Below are 19,347 nucleotides of genomic sequence, written 5' to 3'. Positions count from 1 at the left end.
ATTTTATTGAAAATCGGGGGATGGGAAATGAAATTTGACGTGATAGTAATAGGTGCAGGATTAGCTGGCTTAGTTGCAACGGTGGAACTGGCCGATGCTGGGAAAAAGGTTTTACTTCTAGATCAAGAACCAGAAAACTCACTTGGGGGACAGGCTTGGTGGTCTTTCGGCGGATTATTTTTAGTGGATTCTCCAGAACAAAGAAGACTTGGTATAAAAGATTCAGTTGAATTGGCTTGGCAAGACTGGCTGGGAACCGCTGGGTTTGATAGAGATGACGATGAAGACTTTTGGGCAAAGAAATGGGCAGAAGCTTATGTTCGCTTTGCAGCAGGAGAAAAAAGAGAATGGTTGCATAAACAAGGAGTTCGTTTTTTTCCTGTAGTCGGATGGGCGGAACGGGGTGGATATCTTGCAGAAGGACACGGTAACTCAGTCCCTAGATTCCATATTGTTTGGGGAACTGGTCCTGGCATTGTAAAACCCTTTGAAAATCGTGTACGGTCTGCTATTAATAAAGGACTTGTTGAATATAAACCTCGCCATCAAGTTGATGAACTAATGGTAGAAAATGGGCGAGTAGTTGGTGCACTGGGATCTGTACTTATTCCAAGCAATGTAAACCGAGGGGAAGCAAGCTCTCGGGAAGTAATTGGAGATTTCAAATACTTTGCCCACGCAGTAATAGTGACGAGTGGCGGAATAGGTGCTAACCATGAATTAGTTCGGGAAAACTGGCCGGCACGACTTGGTAAGCCTCCTAAGAATATGATCTCGGGTGTACCAGAACATGTGGATGGACGAATGGTCGCTATTTCTCAAAATGCCGGCGGACGCCTTGTAAACAAAGACAGAATGTGGCATTACACGGAAGGCATCAAAAATTGGAATCCTATTTGGAAAGATCATGGAATTCGAATTCTTCCAGGACCATCTTCTATTTGGCTAGATGCAAAGGGTCAGCGTTTCCCAGCACCAAACTTCCCTGGCTTCGATACACTTGGAACATTAGAAGCTATTCAAAAAACGGGATTTGATTATTCTTGGTTTATCTTAACGGAAAAGATCATAGAAAAAGAATTTGCACTTTCTGGATCCGAACAGAATCCAGACCTAACCGGAAAGAGTGTTAAAGAAGTATTAAAAAGAGTTCTACCTGGCCCGACTGCTCCAGTAAAAGCTTTTATGGATAAAGGAGAAGACTTCATAGTTGCAAATAATTTACCAGACCTTGTGAATGGTATGAATAAAATTACAAAAAGTAATCTATTAAACGTAGAAAAAATTCAAAGTCAAATAGAGGCACGAGATCGAGAGATAGAAAATAAATTTACGAAGGATCTTCAAATTACAGCTCTTAGAGGTGCTCGAAATTATATTGGAGATAAGTTAATACGTGTAGCTCCTCCTCACAAAATTCTTGATCCGAAAAATGGTCCTTTAATTGCTGTTCGTTTGAATATTGTTACACGCAAAACACTTGGTGGTCTTCAAACAGATTTAGCTGGTCGAGTTTTAAATGCTTCAGGAAATCCCGTCCCTGGCCTTTATGCAGCAGGTGAAGTTACTGGCTTTGGCGGTGGAGGAGTACATGGCTATCGGTCACTGGAAGGTACTTTTTTAGGTGGCTGTATCTTTACAGGTAGAGAAACTGGCCGTGCAATAACGAAAGAACTTAATAGTAATTAGTTGCTAATAATTGACTTTTCTTTTCATTTGTAAACGCTACCACTTGGTTGTATAATAAATCTGTAATTTAGATATTTTAACGTTAAAATACTTTCTGGAGGTAGTACAAATGGCTAGATTAGAAGAAAAGGTAGCAATTATTACTGGTGCTGGTTCTGGTATGGGTCGTGAAGAGGCATTGTTATTCGCTAGTGAAGGTGCCAAAGTTGTTGCAACTGATATTAACGAAGCGGCTGTACAAGAAGTAGTAGCGGAAATTAAGGAAGCTGGCGGAGAAGCAATTGCTTTAGCGCACAATGTCACTTCAGAGGAAGATTGGGGAAAAGTTTACGAGGAAACGATTAAAACTTTTGGTAAATTAGATGTCCTTGTAAACAATGCTGGAATTAGCCAACGCCCTACTATGGAGGAGCTAACAATAGAACAATGGGATCAAATTATGAATATTAACGTAAAGAGCATATTTTTAGGTACTAAATTAGGTTTACCACATTTCCGCGCTAATGGAGGCGGTTCTATTGTAAATATCTCATCTATTGCTGGATTAAAAGGTAGCTCAGGGGCTGGTGCTTACACTTCTTCAAAAGGGGCAGTACGCATGTTAACAAAAGCTTGTGCAGTTGACTATGGAAAAGATAATATCCGTGTAAACTCTGTGCACCCTGGCTTTATTGTCACTCCAATGAGTAAGGCTTATATGGAAGACGAAAAAATGAGTCAATGGTTCTTGTCCCAAACCGCCCTGCCACGCGTTGGCCAATCAATAGAAGTTGCAGAAGCTGTACTATTCTTAGCTTCTGATGCATCCTCATACATCACAGGTATTGAACTACCTGTTGATGGTGGCGTTACAGCGAAATAATTAGAACAAAATGTCAAACAGCCGATTCCTTTTCAATAAGGAATCGGCTGCTGTAAATTAACTTAGTCAAATTTATAAATCAATTGAAAATCTTTCTTTTAGTGCCTCTTTACCTTTAGGAGTTACTTTTATCGCTCGAGTTTTAGGTAAACGTTCAATCCAACTTAATTCTAATAGTCTTTCTAAAAGAGCATTTCCTAATGCTCCAGCAAGATGGTGACGTCTTTCACTCCAATCTAGACATTTGTGTGAAAATGAACGCCGCTTATTCTTCACTTCTTCCAGATCAATTTGAAAAGCTGCAAAGAATTCCTTTCCCTTTTCGGTAACACCGAAACATTTCTCTTCTTCATAAAGGATTCCTTCTCTAATTAAAGAACTAGTTAACTCTACACCAAAGGCCCCTGCCAGATGATCGTAACAAGTCCTTGCAGAACGTATTGCCTTATCCTCTAAATTTTGATTTAATGACTTTACTTTAATTGGAGGAGTTATTGATAACAATGATTCCATAACTTGGGCAACTTCCTGATTTTGAATTCCATAGTATCGATGTCTTCCATATTTTTCAACAGCGACCACGTTTGCATCGACCATTTTTTTTAAATGAAAACTCGCTGTTTGTGGTTTGACTCCAGCCATATAGGCTAATTCACTTGCAGGATGAAATCTACCATCTAATAGTGCTGTTAAGATCGCTGCCCGTGAAGCTTCACTCACAAGAGTAGCAACCATTGCTACATTAGGATTTGCATTCACTTTAATTTCCTCCTATGTAATCCATACTTCGATGATTATCGATGTATTTATATTCTACACTAAATGAGAAAGAACTTTTAAATAGGGGGAAAAGTTTAGATGAAAAAAATGATAATGATTCCGAAAACAAAAATTATTAAACCAAAAGTTTTATACTACGGGACTCCCGTTATTTTACTAACTACGTGGAATGAGGATGAAACAGTAAATATCAGTCCTATTTCATCCTCATGGGTATTAGGGGATTGTATTGTTCTAGGAATTGGTCTCGGCGGTAAAGCGATTGAAAATTTAGAACGACATCCTGAATGTGTGATCAATGTTCCTAATCCTTCATTATGGGAAAACGTTGAAAAATTAGCGCCTTTCACTGGGAAAAATCCTGTTCCGGAAAATAAAAAAGAGAACGGTTTTACTTATGCTAAAGATAAATATAACGTTAGCGAGTTAACTCCTATAGATTCCGTATCGGTAAAACCATCTCGAATTATAGAATGTCCATTGCAAATAGAAGCAAGTGTGAGAAACATAAGAATTCCTGATTATTCTCCTAACTTTGCAATCGTTGAGACACAAGCTATACATATACATGCCCATAATGAGATTATTATAGGAGAGAATCATATCGATCCAAATAAGTGGAGTCCTCTCATCTATAATTTCCGTCATTATTTTGGGCTTGGCAACGAACTCGGGAAAACCTTTCGTTCTGAGACATAAATATACGCAATAATGGTATATGTAAAAACCGATTTCTCTAAAAGGGAAATCGGTTTTAATTTTACAACTTCCTTATGGGAGATATCCCCTTCTGAAAGAATGTTATATCCCTTATCGTGAACTTCTACTACAGTTAAGCTTGTATCTTGAATATTAGGTGGATTCAGTAATTTTCCAATTGGAAATGTTTTAAAAATAGATAGTAAACATTTTATAACAACGGAGTGAGTAACAACTAAAATATTCCCAGAATTATAACTCAGAATCCTGTCTGCTTTGCATCTTTTGCTGCATGTTCCACTCTGTCTCGCCACGTCTATTTATGTAGAGAGTAAACATCATGCACCTAACTCAATAATTAAAGCGACTTTCTAATGTTTTAATTGTTTGAAACAGTATTTGGTTAACGGGGGTTTCTATGTTAAATCGCTGCCCAAGTTCTATCATTTTCTCAGAAAACATGGCCACTTCCGTAAATCTTTCAGCCTCTATATCTTGAAGCATCGAGGGCTTTCCTTCCTCACTTAAGGAGCTAATAATCGTATCGAAAAATACATCGATATCCATTTCTTTTAATGCGATGTTTTGCAATTGGGCCAGCTGAACAACTTCCATCATTGCTGCTTTCGCTAGCTCTCTTGCATAAGGTACCTTTTGAAACACTCCATAGTTAGCTTTAGTAACTGCAGAAGTTTGGTTGATTCCCACATTAATCATAAATTTGTACCAAAGCACGTGCTCCATATCTGCCGGTATATCGTTCGGAATTTGTGCGCGGTCAAAGCATTCTTTTATTGCTATTAACTTTTCAGAAATAGTTTCATTACGTTTCTTTCCAAAGGATATTTTCCCAGGATTAGAACAGAAAACAGAAGTTCCTTCTCTCGTCGCATCTATGCCATTACTAATGGCGTAGACTATTTTATCGTCCCCATAAACCTCTGCTATTTCTTCCTCACTCGTTATTCCATTTAGTAAGGACATAATAATAGTGTTGTCACCTACTTGATTGCGAATATCTTCTATAGCTCTTGGTAATTGGCTATACTTTACAGCTATAATAATAAGGTCTGCTTCAACTGTTTTTTCGTTTGGGGTAATATAAGCAAATGGAATTCTTTCCTCATTTACAAAAATCCCTTCTGATTCGTAACGAGATTTTCTGTCAGAATCCACCAATACACGAACATTTAAATCGCTTACTCTCTGCAATAGATTGCCATATACACTACCTATAGCCCCTAGTCCTATAATCGTGATATTTTTTATAGTAGTCATAGCTGTACTCCTTTCAGTTACTTAAATAATTGTATATCGCTTCTCCTATTTCGGAGAGGATTCTCTTGGATACTAAATCGTCTTCTTCCTTCGATAAAACAGTAGCAATTAGTTTTCTGTCACCGACGAAAAAGATACCAACATCATGACGATTACCAGGGATCCAACCTGTTTTATGAGCTAACTCCCAAGCGTTCATTCCATTATTAAAATTCGAATAAGGAGAAGGTAGCCTTTCTGGTAAACAATCTTTTATTTGTTGCTTTTTCATTATATTAATCATTTGTTCACTAGCTTTAGCACTTACTAATTCTCCTATAGCCATCTGCTTTAAGAGCATAGCTATATCATTAGCGGAAATTTGATTAAAACCTTTTGGATTAGGATTGTTCATCATTAATTTGTTGTAAAATGTACTTTTCTCCATCCCTACTTCATTCATCGACTGCACAACACTATCAAATCCAACAAGATCTATCAGTATATTCGTTGCTGTATTATCACTTTGAATAATCATTAGCATTATTATATCTTGAATGGAAAGTGCAGTACCCGTCGTAAAGTGTTGTAAGACTCCGGAACCACCTACATAGTCTTCTTCTTTTAGAACAATTTGATCTGAAAGAGAAAATTCCCCACGTTCAACAGCATTGAAGACCGCAGCCATTATAGGTACTTTTATAACACTTGCTGCGTAAAAAAGTTCATCTCCATTTAGTTCCCATTTCTCTCCAAAGTTCAAGTCCTCTAAAACAATTGCCCATATACCTTTTGACTGGCCAATCATATCGTGGATTTTACTAACAAGTGTTTTCATCATTTCTCCCCTTATTCTAATTTCTCTTTCTCTATTATAAACGATTATAGTCTATTAATATGATATATTCTGAATAGTTAACAAACTTAAAAGTTTAATTAAAAAACGTGCCAATTCAACGATCATTGGCACGCATAATTATAAATCCTGATAATCCCTTTGATATTTTCCGCCATCTTTAACTTCGGAATGATACAAAGCTTTTAACGCAAAACTCTTTTCTAAGTCATGCTCTTTCATGACCTCTTTTAAACGTTTTGAAAGCTCTGCACTATGTTTCACCAACTGCTCCATCTTTGTTTTTGAATATTGCATAGTTGTTACCTCCTCACCTTACTTTAATTGTCCCTTCAGTATAGCATTATAAAAAAATAATCGTCCAAATTTTGATGTCACCTTTTTTATTAAGTTTACATAAAGTACTTTGACAATATGAAAATGAAATGTTAACCTATTGAATAAAAGTTTCCTTTAGGAAAAATATTAGTCCGAATGAAAAAAATAAATTTTTTTATTCTAAAAGTTTCCTTCAGGAAATAAATTGGAGTAAAGGAAAGAGGAGTGGTGGTTTTGAAGAAGTGGATATTATTAATTTTTACTGCTGTTTTATTTATTGCAGGCTGTAGTAACAAAACGGATGAAAGTATGGGAAAAGAGCATAAGCCCTTAGTTGTTACGACTACAGGACAAATTGCGGATGCTGTAAAGGAAATAGCAGGAGATCACGTCATCGTAAAGTCCTTGATGGGTCCTGGAGTCGACCCCCATCTTTACAAGGCAACTCAAGGTGATTTACAAACCTTAGAAGAAGCCGACATTATTTTTTATAACGGTTTAGAGCTTGAAGGAAAAATGAGCGATATTTTTGAAAAAATGAAAGTAGAAAAAACGGTTCACGCCATTGGAGATGCTCTTCCAAAAGATAAAGTTTTGCGTAACGAACTGCACCCTGAACTCTCTGATCCACATATTTGGTTTGATGTAGAAGTTTGGCAACTAGCTGTTAAAGAAATTACAAAGACTCTTGTCGTAGAAATACCCAATAGCCAAGATGAATTTTTAAAAAATGAAAAAGTATACTTCCAAAAATTAAACGATTTATCTGTTTGGACTGACCAACGTATTAGTGAAATTCCAGAAAAGCAACGAGTTCTTGTAACAGCACATGATGCATTTAACTATTTTGGAAGAAGTCATGGAATGGAAGTAAGAGGTTTACAGGGCTTGAGTACAGATTCTGAATATGGCATAAAGGATATTCAAAACATTGTAGATTTTCTTGTTGATCAAAATATTAAAGCAGTTTTCATCGAATCAAGTGTTTCTGATAAAGCAATGAAAGCAGTTATTGAAGGGGCAAAGGAAAAAGGTCACTCCATACAAATTGGTGGCGAGCTTTTCTCAGATGCGATGGGTGCTGAAGGTACAGAAGAAGGTACTTATATTGGAATGTACAAACATAATGTCAATACGATTGTCGATTCCCTAAAATAGGAGTGAGTAAAATGAACGCATTACAAGTAAATAACTTATCTGTTGCCTATGAAGAGAAAATTGTATTAAAAGATGTAAGTTTAACAGTTCCAGTCGGTCGTTTAACTGGCATTATCGGACCAAATGGTGCTGGAAAATCAACATTAATTAAAGCTATATTAAATCAATTACCAAATAAAAAAGGTTCTATTCATATTTTAGAACGTGCCCTTAACCCAAAGAATCTTACAGTTGGATATGTTCCACAAAGAAATGCCGTCGACTGGGATTTTCCAACCAATGCACTAGACGTAGTACTCATGGGACGCTACGGACATATTGGTATGATAAAAAAACCCTCCTCAAAGGATAAGCAAATTGCGATGGACTGCTTAAAAAACGTTGGAATGGAAGCTTTTGCTGATAAATCAATAGGTCAACTATCCGGCGGGCAGCAGCAACGTGTATTTTTAGCTCGGGCACTCGCCCAACAAGCAGATGTTTACTTTATGGATGAACCGTTTGTAGGGGTTGATGCTGCAACAGAGCGAACCATCATAGCCATTTTAAAAGATCTAAAATCTCAAGGAAAATCAGTATTTGTCGTACATCATGACCTGCAAACTGCACCTGAATACTTTGATTGGATTGTTTTATTAAATCAATCCATTATTGCATCAGGTCCAACAGAACAAACTTTTACAAAAGATAACTTGCAGGATGCCTATGGTGGAAAATTGTTTTTTATGGATCAGAGAGGTGATTAAACAATGATTACTGGAAACTTACTTTGGGTACTTGCAGGAGCTATATTACTTGGAATTGCTGCTGGTTTAAATGGAACCTTCGCCTTTCTTCAAAAGCAAAGTTTAGTTGGAGACGCAGCGGCACATGCTGCACTTCCCGGCATTGCTATCGCCTATTTGATTCTTCAACAAAAGGATTTACCTATTCTAATGTTAGGGGCTGCTATTACCTCTGCAATAGCTGTTTATACGATTCAATGGATTGTAAGTCAATCTAAGTTAAAAGCAGATGCTGCTATAGGGCTTGTACTGTCTGTGTTTTTTGGAATTGGTATTGTGTTAATTACACTTGTAAATCAGAGTGGCGCAGGAAATCAAAGTGGTTTGAATGATTTTATTTTCGGTAAGGCTGCAACGATGGCTAAAAGTGACCTAATTTGGTTGTCTGGAAGTGCCCTCTTAATCATATTCATGTGTTTGTTGTTTTTTAAAGAATGGAAGTTAATGATTTTTGATCCTGTGTTTGCAAAGGGCATCGGTTTACCTGTTGAACGTTTACGAATTTTACTAACAGCACTTACTGTACTAACCATTGTGACGGGTATTCAAGCGGTTGGAGTTATTTTAATGGCTGCAATGCTCATCATACCTGCTGCCGCAGCTAGATTTTGGTCCAGTCATCTAGGAATTATCCTTGTGACAAGCGCTTTCTTTGGAGCTCTATCAGGTGCTTTAGGAACATTGATCAGCTCTTTGCGAACAGGTTTATCGACAGGTCCGATCATCGTTTTAAGTGCTTCCTTTCTATTTTTAATTTCTTATTTTTTCGCGCCAACCAGAGGTTTACTCTCTAAATCACGTAAAAAGAAAGCATTTAAACAACGGCCAGTAACACGGGAGGCGATGGAACATGAATGAGTTTTGGGTGTTGCTAACTGGAGCAATGGTTGGTATTACATGTGGATTAACGGGAGTTTTTTTAATCTTACGCAAAACGGCGATGATTGCCGACGCCATTAGCCACACCGTGTTATTCGGCATTGTGATTGCATTTATGATTACCCAATCACTCAATGGATTTTGGATGCTACTCGGTGCAGCAATCGCAGGGCTGCTTACTACTTATCTTGTGCAAGTGCTACAATCTGGAGGATTACAAGAGGATGCTGCAATAGGGGTAGTATTTACCTCTTTATTTGCATTAGGAGTTTTGTTTATTACATTGTTTGCTGGAAACGTCCACTTGGATGTGGAGCATGTATTAATGGGGGAAATTGCATTTGTCCCTTGGGATACTTGGAGCATTTTAGGTTTTACAATGCCTAAAGCTGTTTGGATGCTATCCATTGTACTTATCTTGAATATATTATTTCTCGTATTTTTTTACAAAGAGATTAAACTTACTACTTTTGATCCAGTTTTTGCTTTAACAATCGGTTTACCGATTATGATTATGCATTATTCTTACATGACCCTTGTTTCCTTAACAACTGTTGCGGCTTTTGATAGCGTCGGGGCAGTTCTTGTTGTAGCGATGCTAATCGGACCTGCAGCGACCGCCTATTTGTTAAGTAAAAGTGTTCGGGGGATGATTTTATGGAGCATGGCCTTAGGGGTTACCGCAGCAATAACGGGATACTACCTTGCCAAACTATGGAATACATCCATTGCAGGAATGATGGCGTCAATGATAGGAATATTATTTATGATTGTGTTCCTATTCATGCCGCATGATGGATTTGTATGGAAAACACTTAAACGTTTGAAGCTGAATGCTTCTAAAAGTGCCCTATAAAAAAACGCAAGAGCACCCCTAAGACCTGGTTTCAAAAGTTTCCAGAGTGCTTTGGATAGACTTAAACTATATTATTACCGTGTTTTTTTTAGAGGAGGCTCGTGACTACGTCACGAGCCTCCTCTTTTTCTCGGTAATTTTATGGCGTTTGTCTGTCCTTCGCCCTCCTACAACTTTAGGAAACAGGTTCAAGGCTTATTGGATAATTAATGAATAGAAGCTTTCCTATTAAATTTGTAAGCTCCCGAAGATGGAATTTCGGGAGCTTCTTGATACTCTATTAGAAAGATTCTTACTTATAATCTTCACAATGCGCTCCTTACACTCACGCCGCATGAGGAGAAGAATAATCCTATAACCATCATGCGGGAGTGTGCGACAAGCGCACATCCATGGTTCTACTCTCTAAGTTGCAAGTAACTCAAGATGACCACCCTCTGCTCTTTCCTATATCGTTTGATATAATAAAAGCATTCATTCGAAATGAAAAGAGGTGACATTTATGCACAAAACAATTGGAATTCTTGCACATGTAGATGCTGGCAAAACAACTTTTTCTGAGCAACTGCTTTATCATACTAAAACAATTAGACAAAGAGGTCGTGTTGATCATCAAGACTCCTTTCTCGACAGTCATACTATAGAAAAAAATAGAGGAATCACTATTTTTGCCGATCAAGGCATCTTTTCCTATAAAGATTCTACTTATTACATTATTGATACTCCAGGACATGTCGATTTCTCCCCTGAAATGGAGCGCGCTATACAAGTGATGGACTACGCAATTATTTTGATTAGTGCAGTTGACGGAGTAGAAGGTCATACGGAAACAGTTTGGCAGCTACTTCGTAAACACCGAGTACCAACCTTTTTCTTTATAAATAAAACAGATTATGAAGGAACAAATGCAGCTGCTGTTTTAGAAGAGATACGTAATAACTTTTCCGAAGATGTATGTCATTTAACAAATCTATTCGACGAAGAGTTAATCGAGTTCATTGCCGAGCGCGATGAAGAACTCTTAGAAAAATACATGGACACTGGTTTCGAGCAAGAACTATGGCTAAAGAAAATGAAAACAATGATTCAAGAAAATAAAATCTTTGCCTGTGCCAGCGGTTCAGCATTGAAGGATATAGGAATTATCGAATTTTTAGATATGCTAGATGTTTTAACGGAGACTTCCTATAATTCAGAGGATGATTTTGCAGCACAAGTATATAAAATCCGCCATGATGAAAGTGGTAATCGAGTCACCTTTCTAAAACTATTAAGTGGTAACCTAAAAATTCGAGATGAAGTGAATTACGGGGAGCTAACAGAGAAAATCACACAAATTCGTGTATATAGTGGAAATAAGTTTCAAACGATTGATCAAGCTGTTGCTGGTGAACTAGTTGCAGTAACTGGCATTACATCTGCTTTCATTGGCGATGGAATTGGTGGAACCAATAATAGAGTAGAATTCAATATGGTGCCAACACTAAAATCAAAAGTTATATTTGATCCTACCATCCACATCAAAGAAGTGCAACGTTGCTTTAAACTATTAGATGCAGAAGACCCATCTTTACGTGTTTATTGGGATGAACATTTTCAAGAAATTCATGTGCATGTGATGGGTGTTATTCAGCTGGAAGTACTCGAACAAATAGTACAGGAACGCTTTCATTTCCAAGTTACATTTGGAGAACCTAGAATTCTTTATAAAGAAACAATTGATTTCCCGGTACGAGGTTATGGACACTTTGAGCCTTTAAAACATTATGCGGAGGTACATTTATTAATCGAACCGGCCACAAGAAATAGCGGTATTTCCTTTAAAAATGTATGTCATACCAATGACTTATCCATCGGCAATCAAAACTTAGTGAGGCATCATTTGTTAGAACGCGATCATCATGGGTTATTAACCGGTTCTGCATTAACAGATGTCCAAATTACATTACTCACCGGGCGCGGACACAACGAACATACTCATGGCGGCGACTTTAGAGAAGCAACTTTCCGAGCACTTCGACAAGGCTTAGAGAAAGCAGAAAATGTCCTACTCGAGCCATTTTATGACTATAAATTAAAAGTAAATATGGATCTTATCGGACGCGTCTTATCGGATATTCAGCAAGCTCACGGAACCTTTGAAACTCCAGAGAATATTGGAGACAAAGTAATTGTAAAAGGACGAGTACCCGTTGCTACTTTTATGAAATATAGTACAACCTTTGCTTCTTTTACACATGGTAAAGGAACGCTTAATTTACTATTTGGCGGGTATGACCGTTGTCATAACACGGAAGAAGTTATTGAGAAAATTGGCTATAATAAAGAGGCAGACCCTGAATACACATCTACTTCTATTTTCTGCGCAAAAGGCACAGGTTATAAAGTGCCATGGCATGAAGCAGAAGAAGCAATGCACTGTCTCTAACTTAAAACCTAAGGAGGAACTAACGATGATTGCAACTGTTCAAAAAGAAAATGGAATCTATACTGTACGATACGAACGTCATTTCCAACATTCAGTAGAAGATGTCTGGGCTATGCTGACGGATAATGAGAAGTTACAACAATGGTTCACAGAACTAGAAGTAGTGGATTTACGTAAAGGTGGATTGATCAAATTCGATATGCAAGATGGCACCTTTATCGACATGAAAATTTTAGATTATGAACCATTGAAAGTTCTAGCTTTTGAGTGGGATGCGGATATCGCTAGATTTGAATTATCTCGTGATGAAGTAGGATGTCAGTTAATTTTTATACAGACACTCTCCTCTTTTACAGAGCAAACTACAAAAGATTTAGCAGGATGGCACGTTTGTCTTGATGTTATAGAAGCACTATTGGATGGGCGAACAGTTGAATCAAGAGAAAATCAATGGAAAGAATGGTATGTGAAATATAAAGAGCTTCTAGATGAAATTATAGAATAGTTATTCTAATCACCATCTATCTATTTGGTGCTTGAGAATGGAGACAAACTTGTAAAAAACGAGTTGTCTCCATTTTTTAAAATAGGATAGATTTAAATAGAAAAGTTAAAGTGATTAAACCGGTTTGGAGAAGAGTTGGCTCTTTCTCAGGGACCTTTTATTCATAACGAAAAATAATAAACCGTTCATCGCTATTTTGCTCGTACAATTCAGGAACCCTTATTTCTTTTAGTAGCTCAAACGGAGTTTGTAACTCGAGAAACTGTATGTATTCTGAAGTTGGGTAATATAAGATAATATCCACTGCTCTAGGATAATTCTCCACAGAAAGAAGAATATTATCAATTACTTTTTGGAAAATTTGAATGGAAAAAGGATTGAAGAAATAAAAACGATTTTCCTCCAAATCCACCTTGTACTCCTCAGCAAGAAGATGTTCAAATTGAATAGTGGACCTGGAAGGCTTTGTACGTTCCAAATATCTTGCTAAGTTTTCCATTGCCACTTGAAATAATTGTCCACTCATTTCAACACCTGTCACCGACACATGGAGATGGTGATGTATGTAAAAAGGAAATCTTCCCTTCCCACAACCGAAATCTACAAATTTATCTGAAGACTTACATGTATACTCGTCAAAAAGAACTTCCAAAGCCAAATATGGAGTTGCTTCATAACGATTATAATGAGCAGACTGATACTGCCATTCTCGAATTCCTTCTGTTTTAATACGTAGTAGCCGATCATGATCTTGTTCCTTCATCTACTACCTCCTTTAGTTACCAAATACATGCTGCTGCACCCACATATCCGTCTTACCTACCTGACTCTCTATATTTTTAAGTAGATTAATTTTATAGGGATCACCCTTTACAACCGCAGTAGATACAAAAATAGGATTTTCAATAGAATATATTTTCTTGCCATTTATACTTTTCTCCAAGACCTCTAGTTTTGCAATTCCACCTATATTTGTATTCTCCATCTTTTGTCCAGAAAAAAAGTTACCAAGTGAATAAAATACATGAGTTTCATGACCATCGCTCGCCTTTATAACTTCATATGGCTGAATAACATGTGGATGGTGCCCAAAAACAATATCCACCCCTGCATCTGCCATTACTTGTGCAAGCTCTTTTTGTTTATCGTTCGGTTCGAGCTGGTACTCATCCCCCCAATGAATACTTACTATTAGTATATCAACTTTCTTCCTCAACAATTGAATATCCTTGGTGATTTGCTCTTTATCTATTCGATTTACCAAATAATCCTTACCAACAGGGGTTACGTGGCCATTTGTACCATACGTATAATTTAGACATCCCAAATTGATATCATCAACTTGAAAAATGCGATCCGTTTGTAAGTCTTCGATCGATTCAAATGCACCCACATAAGGCATCTTATATTTTTTCATCTGGTCTATAGCTGCTAATACTCCCGCTTCTTTTTGATCCAAAGTGTGATTGTTAGCCATTGATACTAAATCTACACCAACCGTTTTAAGATCATTGATAATATGTGGGGGACTAGAAAAGTTAGGATACCCTGATAATCCAAATTCTACGCCCGCCGTAATGGATTCTTGGTTAGCCAATAAAAAGTCAATGGATTCCAATTCCTCTCTTATTGGTTCAAATGATGGGAGAAAGCTAGCGTAATTATATAGTGGAAGGTGTAATAATATATCGCCTATCATCCCTATCTCTACTCTTTTTTCTTCATAATCCACGTAAAATGTCGAAAATTGTTTCCCGTGGAACTCTTCATCGAATGGTTCTGAAATTTGCAAATTAAAATAAGATAAGACCGAAACAAATAATAATAAACATGAAACTAGAATTTTAATGTTAACCACCTCTCTTTTAATCATTTACTGTATTCATAATCGTTATACAAATTTATATTTATTCTTTTATTAGAAACATATGCTATTGACGTTTTATTACTAGTGTTTATAATAAAAGTGAGTGATTACTCACTTCGAAAAACAAGGGGGTTTGAAAATGACTTCAACTATTGTTTTGAATCAAGTAAGTAAAAGTTTCGGAAAAAAGACGGTATTAAACAAAGTAAGCATTTCAGTTCATTCTGGAGAAATATTTGGTTTAATCGGTCCTTCTGGTTCAGGGAAAACTACATTAGTAAAAATGATTGTTGGTATGGACCAACCTACCAATGGGGAAATCCAAGTATTAAATACACCAGTTCCTAATTTATATCTATCTCAGAAAATTGGCTATATGGCTCAAGCAGATGCTTTATACAATGACTTAACAGGTCGAGAAAACCTCACCTTTTTTGCATCCCTCTACAAATTAAACAAGGGAGTTCAAAAAGAACGTATTGCTTACGCAGCCGATTTAGTTGGTCTTACTCACCAGTTATCTAAAAGAGTTCAGAACTATTCGGGTGGAATGAAGCGAAGACTATCTTTAGCTATTGCACTAATACACGATCCAGAATTATTAATATTAGATGAGCCGACTGTTGGAATCGATCCTAAGCTTAGAAAGTCCATTTGGGAGGAAATCAATCGTCTAAAAATGGAAGGTAAAACAATTTTAATAACAACACATGTTATGGATGAAGCAGAAAAATGCGACAAGCTAGCCATGGTTAGAGATGGGGAAATAATTTCAAGCGGTTCTCCATTAGAACTGAAAAACCAATATCAAATTAGTAGTCTTGAAGAGGTATTTTTACTAGCTGGAGGTGAAAAAGATGAGAACAATCGCCTTAATTAAACGAATATGTATCCAAATGATACGAGATAAACGAACACTCGCTTTAATGATGATTGCACCTCTAGTTATTTTAACTTTACTTCATTATTTACTATCTGCTGATACAACAGATCCTCGCCTAGGCGTACACGGTGCGGAAGAAGCTTTAGTCGAACAATTAAAAGACAAAGAAATTGTAGTTATTCCATATGAAATTCTGAAAAGTACAGAACAAGTTATTAAAAAGGATCAATTAGATGGAGTTCTTCAAGTAGAAGAGGATAAACTAAATTTAACACTTACTAATGATGAACCTTCAACATCGAAGGTTTTACAATCAAAAGTGTTTCAAGCCATCGCAAGTGAAAACGCAAAGAAACAAGCAAATAATTTAACCGAAGTATTTGCAGATTTTCAAGAAAAACTGCCAAATGTTCCTTTGAACCAACTAAGTACTCCGGAAATAAATACTTCTTATATTTACGGAAATAGTGAAACAACCTTTTTTGATCAGTTAAGTCCTATTCTGGTTGGCTTCTTTGTATTCTTCTTCGTCTTTCTCATTTCAGGCATAGGATTATTGCGTGAACGAACAACAGGTACGTTGGATCGTTTATTGGCAACTCCCATTCAAAGAAGGGATATAGTTTTTGGCTATTTAATTGGTTATGGCCTATTTGCCATCATTCAAACCCTTATCGTTGTTTTTTATGCGGTAAAGGTTTTAGATATTATGATCGTCGGTTCTCTTTGGAATGTTGTTCTTATTAATTTATGTCTTGCTCTTGTTGCATTATTACTTGGAATTCTATTATCAGCCTTTGCGAACTCTGAATTTCAAATGATGCAGTTTATACCTATTGCGATTGTTCCTCAAGTTTTCTTTGCAGGAATCCTTCCTATAGAGGGTATGGCAGAATGGATGCAAATTATTGCGAAATTTATGCCGATGTACTATGGTGGAAATGCATTAGTAGACGTTATGTACAAAGGATTGGGAATAGATAGTATTAAAAATGATCTCTTTGTATTGTTAGGATTTGCACTGATTTTTATCATGTTAAATATATTTGCTCTAAAGAAATATCGAAAAATCTAGTTCGTTACTGGAAAGGAGTAAACAATGGTAGAAGAAGAAATATTGTTACAACAACTATTTGAAGAAGAAAAATTAACAGATAAGCAAAAAAAAATACTCCTTGCAGCAATAGATACATTCTCGGAAAAAGGTTACGCAGCTACTTCTACTAGTGAAATAGCCAAAAAGGCTGGAGTCGCTGAAGGAACCATTTTCCGACACTATAAAACGAAAAAAGAGTTGCTCGTATCTATCGTTACTCCACTAATTTCAAAGGTATTTGGCCCATTTATTGTAAAAGATTTTCACAAAGTATTAGATCAGCCTTTTGAAAATGCCGAAGACTTTTTAAGAGCAACCATAGAAAACAGAAGAGAAGTATTTAAAAAGCTCCTTCCAGTTATCAAGATTATTATGCAAGAAATACCTTTTCAACCTGAACTTAGAGAACAATTTGTTGAACAAGTAGCTAAAAAAACATACGAGCGGATTTTGGTTGTCATTCAAGATTATCAAGATAAGGGGCAAATAATCGATATGCCTCCCGCAAGCGTTGCTAGACTAGCCGTTAGTAGTATATTTGGTTACTTAATTTCACGTTACATCTTTTTCCCAGAGAGTGAATGGGATGACGAAATTGAAACCGAGCGAACTGTACATTTTATCCTACATGGAATAGGGAAAAAATAAAAACCTATTGGGAATTCCATTCAATGGTAGCACCCACATTTCTTATTGAGAACCTAATAATAGCCATAGGAATGCGAAGAAAAGAACATTCCATATCAAAATTGGAAGACTTAAATGAATTAAGAAGGAAATATAAAGATATATTCCCTCTTAATTATGCTCGACGAAATGATTTAGTTGGAATTTCGGAGTGTTTAGTTGGAAATATCAACACTTTAGTTGGAATTTCGGGGCTTTTAGTTGGAAAGTGCCTTTTAGACATAGAAAACAAGCGCCTATCGTTAAATTTTCTGAGTTCCGGAGTTTCTTTATGCTCGACGAAATGATTTAGTTGGAAATTCGGGGTGTTTAGTTGGAAAAATGAACGCCTTACTTGGAATTTCGCCGCTTTTAGTTGGAAAGTGCCTTTTTAGTCGAAGAAAACAAGTGCCTCGCTTTCCGTGGGAGAGCGTGCGCTTCCCCGCTACCGATTTACTAACGCACTAATAGTCTAAAGCGTAAGTTTGTTACCTTACGCTTTTCTACTTCGTAAAAACACATATAAAAAACCACCAGCACTTAAAAATCGTAAGCTAGAACTAATATACATCGCTACATCCATGCCTAATTCATTCAAAAGCCAAATACCTATTTGTGGTGCAATGAATGCGACGAAAGCAAGCAGTACATTGTAAGTTGTAATGCAATACGTACGATATTGTTCGGGCGATTGCTCCAACAATAAATTAAATAATATTAAAACAGTACCAGATAAAAAGAATCCAGAAGTCGTTTGAATAAGTGTTAAATAATATAAGTTAGTAGATAACGTCGTTAGAAAAGGTGTGGTAGACATTCCAATAGCTGCCCATATAAAAACTTGCATATTTGAATACTTATCCGCCCACTTCTTCCATAAAGGAAACGTTAAAAACTGCATGAGCATACTACCGACTGAAAACATACTAATCCAAAAGATTGTCGCTCCTGCTACTCGGACATTGTAAATATTGAATAATCCCCATGCCATTTGCCAAGCAAAATTAAAAAAGAGAGCTGCAGCTAAAAACCAAACATAATTCGTAAGTTTAAAAATGCTCCAGTCCATTGACTTTTTTTTCACTAGATCATCTGATGAAGGTACGATATCTTCTTCTTGTTTTAATAAGAAAAAAACTTCAAACAAACCGAAACCAAAAGCTATCGCAAAAAGGATTTGATAGGCAGTAACGCTTTCGGAAGCATCTTTCATTAAAACACCAATAATTAAAGTCGATATAAGACCTACCATCGTTAATAGACGATTTCGATCACTAAAAAACTGCCCTCTTCTCGATTCATCAATCATTCCACTAATCAATGTTTGCCAACCTACATTTGCTACAGTGTTCGGAACACTGATAAAAGCGATAATACCTAAAAATGCCCATGCTTGTAACGAATCTGAAGGTAAATAAACAACTAGTACAATGAGCAAAAACATTAAACGTGCAAGTAAAACAGACATCGCTACGAGTTTCTTTTGAGCACTTGCACGATTTAATAAGATAGCTGCTGGTATTGTCATTAATAACGCTATTAATGGAGGCAACGAACTTATTAATCCCACTTGATAATTAGTTGCACCTAGTATAGTAATTGCAAATATTGGAAAAAAGTTATTCGAAAAGTTTAATGCAATAGTAGATGCCATTCCATGGTAAATACTAATTTTTTCATTATACGGTCTCAAGTTTTGTCAGCCCATTCAATAAATAATAAAGGATATGCTTGAATTATATACTTGCACGGGAAGAAAACAA

20 protein-coding genes are annotated in these 19,347 nt (G+C 36.5%); 12 read left to right on the top strand and 8 right to left on the bottom strand.

Annotated elements, in window-relative coordinates:
• Positions 1 to 27: 27 nt before the first annotated feature.
• Both WAX74_RS16770 and WAX74_RS16765 read left to right on the top strand, forming a co-directional pair.
• Positions 28 to 1,689, top strand: a complete 1,662-nt coding sequence (locus WAX74_RS16770) for an FAD-binding dehydrogenase (RefSeq protein WP_336498812.1) — start codon at positions 28 to 30, stop codon at positions 1,687 to 1,689.
• 109 nt (positions 1,690 to 1,798) lie between these two features.
• Positions 1,799 to 2,551: an SDR family NAD(P)-dependent oxidoreductase gene (locus WAX74_RS16765; RefSeq protein ID WP_336498811.1), complete on the top strand. Its 753-nt coding sequence runs from the start codon at positions 1,799 to 1,801 to the stop codon at positions 2,549 to 2,551.
• Between the two features lie 72 nt (positions 2,552 to 2,623).
• Here WAX74_RS16765 and WAX74_RS16760 read toward each other — a convergent pair whose 3' ends face one another.
• The gene (locus WAX74_RS16760; protein ID WP_336498810.1) at positions 2,624 to 3,310 is read right to left on the bottom strand and encodes an ArsR/SmtB family transcription factor; all 687 of its coding nucleotides are present in this window, start codon (positions 3,308 to 3,310) and stop codon (positions 2,624 to 2,626) included.
• A gap of 99 nt (positions 3,311 to 3,409) precedes the next feature.
• On the opposite strand from WAX74_RS16760, the gene WAX74_RS16755 reads away from it, so the two are divergent.
• Positions 3,410 to 4,030, top strand: coding sequence for a flavin reductase family protein (locus tag WAX74_RS16755; protein ID WP_336498809.1), 621 nt, complete (start codon positions 3,410 to 3,412; stop codon positions 4,028 to 4,030).
• Here the strand turns inward: WAX74_RS16755 and WAX74_RS21060 are convergent.
• From WAX74_RS21060 to WAX74_RS16740, 4 genes are all read right to left on the bottom strand, one after another.
• Positions 3,979 to 4,344, bottom strand: a complete 366-nt coding sequence (locus tag WAX74_RS21060; protein ID WP_413788986.1) for a histidine phosphatase family protein — start codon at positions 4,342 to 4,344, stop codon at positions 3,979 to 3,981. The two genes, WAX74_RS16755 and WAX74_RS21060, sit on opposite strands and share 52 nt — an antisense overlap.
• 37 nt (positions 4,345 to 4,381) lie before the next feature.
• On the bottom strand, positions 4,382 to 5,308 hold the full coding sequence (locus WAX74_RS16750) for a ketopantoate reductase family protein (RefSeq protein WP_336498808.1): 927 nt from the start codon (positions 5,306 to 5,308) through the stop codon (positions 4,382 to 4,384).
• A gap of 13 nt (positions 5,309 to 5,321) precedes the next feature.
• Positions 5,322 to 6,128 (bottom strand): serine hydrolase, encoded by an 807-nt coding sequence (locus WAX74_RS16745; RefSeq protein WP_336498807.1) that lies wholly within the window; start codon positions 6,126 to 6,128, stop codon positions 5,322 to 5,324.
• Positions 6,129 to 6,263: 135 nt separating this feature from the next.
• The gene (locus tag WAX74_RS16740; protein ID WP_336498806.1) at positions 6,264 to 6,440 is read right to left on the bottom strand and encodes a hypothetical protein; all 177 of its coding nucleotides are present in this window, start codon (positions 6,438 to 6,440) and stop codon (positions 6,264 to 6,266) included.
• A 255-nt stretch (positions 6,441 to 6,695) separates the two neighbouring features.
• Here WAX74_RS16740 and WAX74_RS16735 point away from each other — a divergent pair, with 255 nt between their 5' ends.
• The 6 genes from WAX74_RS16735 (at position 6,696) to WAX74_RS16710 (ending at position 13,072) form a co-directional block, all read left to right on the top strand.
• The gene (locus WAX74_RS16735) at positions 6,696 to 7,619 is read left to right on the top strand and encodes a metal ABC transporter solute-binding protein, Zn/Mn family (protein ID WP_336498805.1); all 924 of its coding nucleotides are present in this window, start codon (positions 6,696 to 6,698) and stop codon (positions 7,617 to 7,619) included.
• Between the two features lie 11 nt (positions 7,620 to 7,630).
• A complete protein-coding gene (locus WAX74_RS16730; protein ID WP_336498804.1) occupies positions 7,631 to 8,365 on the top strand; it encodes a metal ABC transporter ATP-binding protein in 735 nt (244 codons plus the stop codon).
• A 3-nt stretch (positions 8,366 to 8,368) separates the two neighbouring features.
• Positions 8,369 to 9,262, top strand: a complete 894-nt coding sequence (locus tag WAX74_RS16725) for a metal ABC transporter permease (protein ID WP_336498803.1) — start codon at positions 8,369 to 8,371, stop codon at positions 9,260 to 9,262.
• Positions 9,255 to 10,139, top strand: coding sequence for a metal ABC transporter permease (locus WAX74_RS16720; RefSeq protein WP_336498802.1), 885 nt, complete (start codon positions 9,255 to 9,257; stop codon positions 10,137 to 10,139). The genes WAX74_RS16725 and WAX74_RS16720 overlap by 8 nt, the downstream gene beginning before the upstream one ends.
• A gap of 502 nt (positions 10,140 to 10,641) precedes the next feature.
• Positions 10,642 to 12,567, top strand: coding sequence for a translation factor GTPase family protein (locus tag WAX74_RS16715; protein WP_336498801.1), 1,926 nt, complete (start codon positions 10,642 to 10,644; stop codon positions 12,565 to 12,567).
• Positions 12,568 to 12,592: 25 nt separating this feature from the next.
• Positions 12,593 to 13,072 carry an SRPBCC family protein gene (locus WAX74_RS16710; protein WP_336498800.1) on the top strand — a complete coding sequence of 160 codons (480 nt, stop codon included), beginning with the start codon at positions 12,593 to 12,595 and terminating at the stop codon, positions 13,070 to 13,072.
• A 157-nt stretch (positions 13,073 to 13,229) separates the two neighbouring features.
• On the opposite strand, the gene WAX74_RS16705 is transcribed toward WAX74_RS16710, so the two are convergent.
• The gene (locus tag WAX74_RS16705; RefSeq protein ID WP_336498799.1) at positions 13,230 to 13,835 is read right to left on the bottom strand and encodes a class I SAM-dependent methyltransferase; all 606 of its coding nucleotides are present in this window, start codon (positions 13,833 to 13,835) and stop codon (positions 13,230 to 13,232) included.
• A 12-nt stretch (positions 13,836 to 13,847) separates the two neighbouring features.
• A complete protein-coding gene (locus WAX74_RS16700) occupies positions 13,848 to 14,945 on the bottom strand; it encodes a CapA family protein (RefSeq protein ID WP_336498798.1) in 1,098 nt (365 codons plus the stop codon).
• A 133-nt stretch (positions 14,946 to 15,078) separates the two neighbouring features.
• Here WAX74_RS16700 and WAX74_RS16695 point away from each other — a divergent pair, with 133 nt between their 5' ends.
• The 3 genes from WAX74_RS16695 to WAX74_RS16685 are packed head-to-tail and all read left to right on the top strand — an operon-like array spanning position 15,079 to position 17,566.
• Positions 15,079 to 15,819, top strand: a complete 741-nt coding sequence (locus tag WAX74_RS16695; RefSeq protein WP_336498797.1) for an ABC transporter ATP-binding protein — start codon at positions 15,079 to 15,081, stop codon at positions 15,817 to 15,819.
• Positions 15,797 to 16,897: an ABC transporter permease gene (locus WAX74_RS16690; protein WP_336498796.1), complete on the top strand. Its 1,101-nt coding sequence runs from the start codon at positions 15,797 to 15,799 to the stop codon at positions 16,895 to 16,897. The genes WAX74_RS16695 and WAX74_RS16690 overlap by 23 nt, the downstream gene beginning before the upstream one ends.
• Positions 16,898 to 16,921: 24 nt before the next feature.
• Positions 16,922 to 17,566 (top strand): TetR/AcrR family transcriptional regulator, encoded by a 645-nt coding sequence (locus WAX74_RS16685; protein ID WP_336498795.1) that lies wholly within the window; start codon positions 16,922 to 16,924, stop codon positions 17,564 to 17,566.
• 511 nt (positions 17,567 to 18,077) lie between these two features.
• Here WAX74_RS16685 and WAX74_RS16680 read toward each other — a convergent pair.
• Positions 18,078 to 19,238, bottom strand: coding sequence for an MFS transporter (locus WAX74_RS16680; protein WP_336498794.1), 1,161 nt, complete (start codon positions 19,236 to 19,238; stop codon positions 18,078 to 18,080).
• Positions 19,239 to 19,347 lie beyond the last annotated feature (109 nt).

The sequence above is a fragment of the Psychrobacillus mangrovi genome (assembly GCF_037104765.1).
Classification (GTDB): domain Bacteria; phylum Bacillota; class Bacilli; order Bacillales_A; family Planococcaceae; genus Psychrobacillus; species Psychrobacillus mangrovi.
Note: the sequence above shows the minus strand (reverse complement) of the source record. Positions and strands in the feature narration are given on the sequence as shown.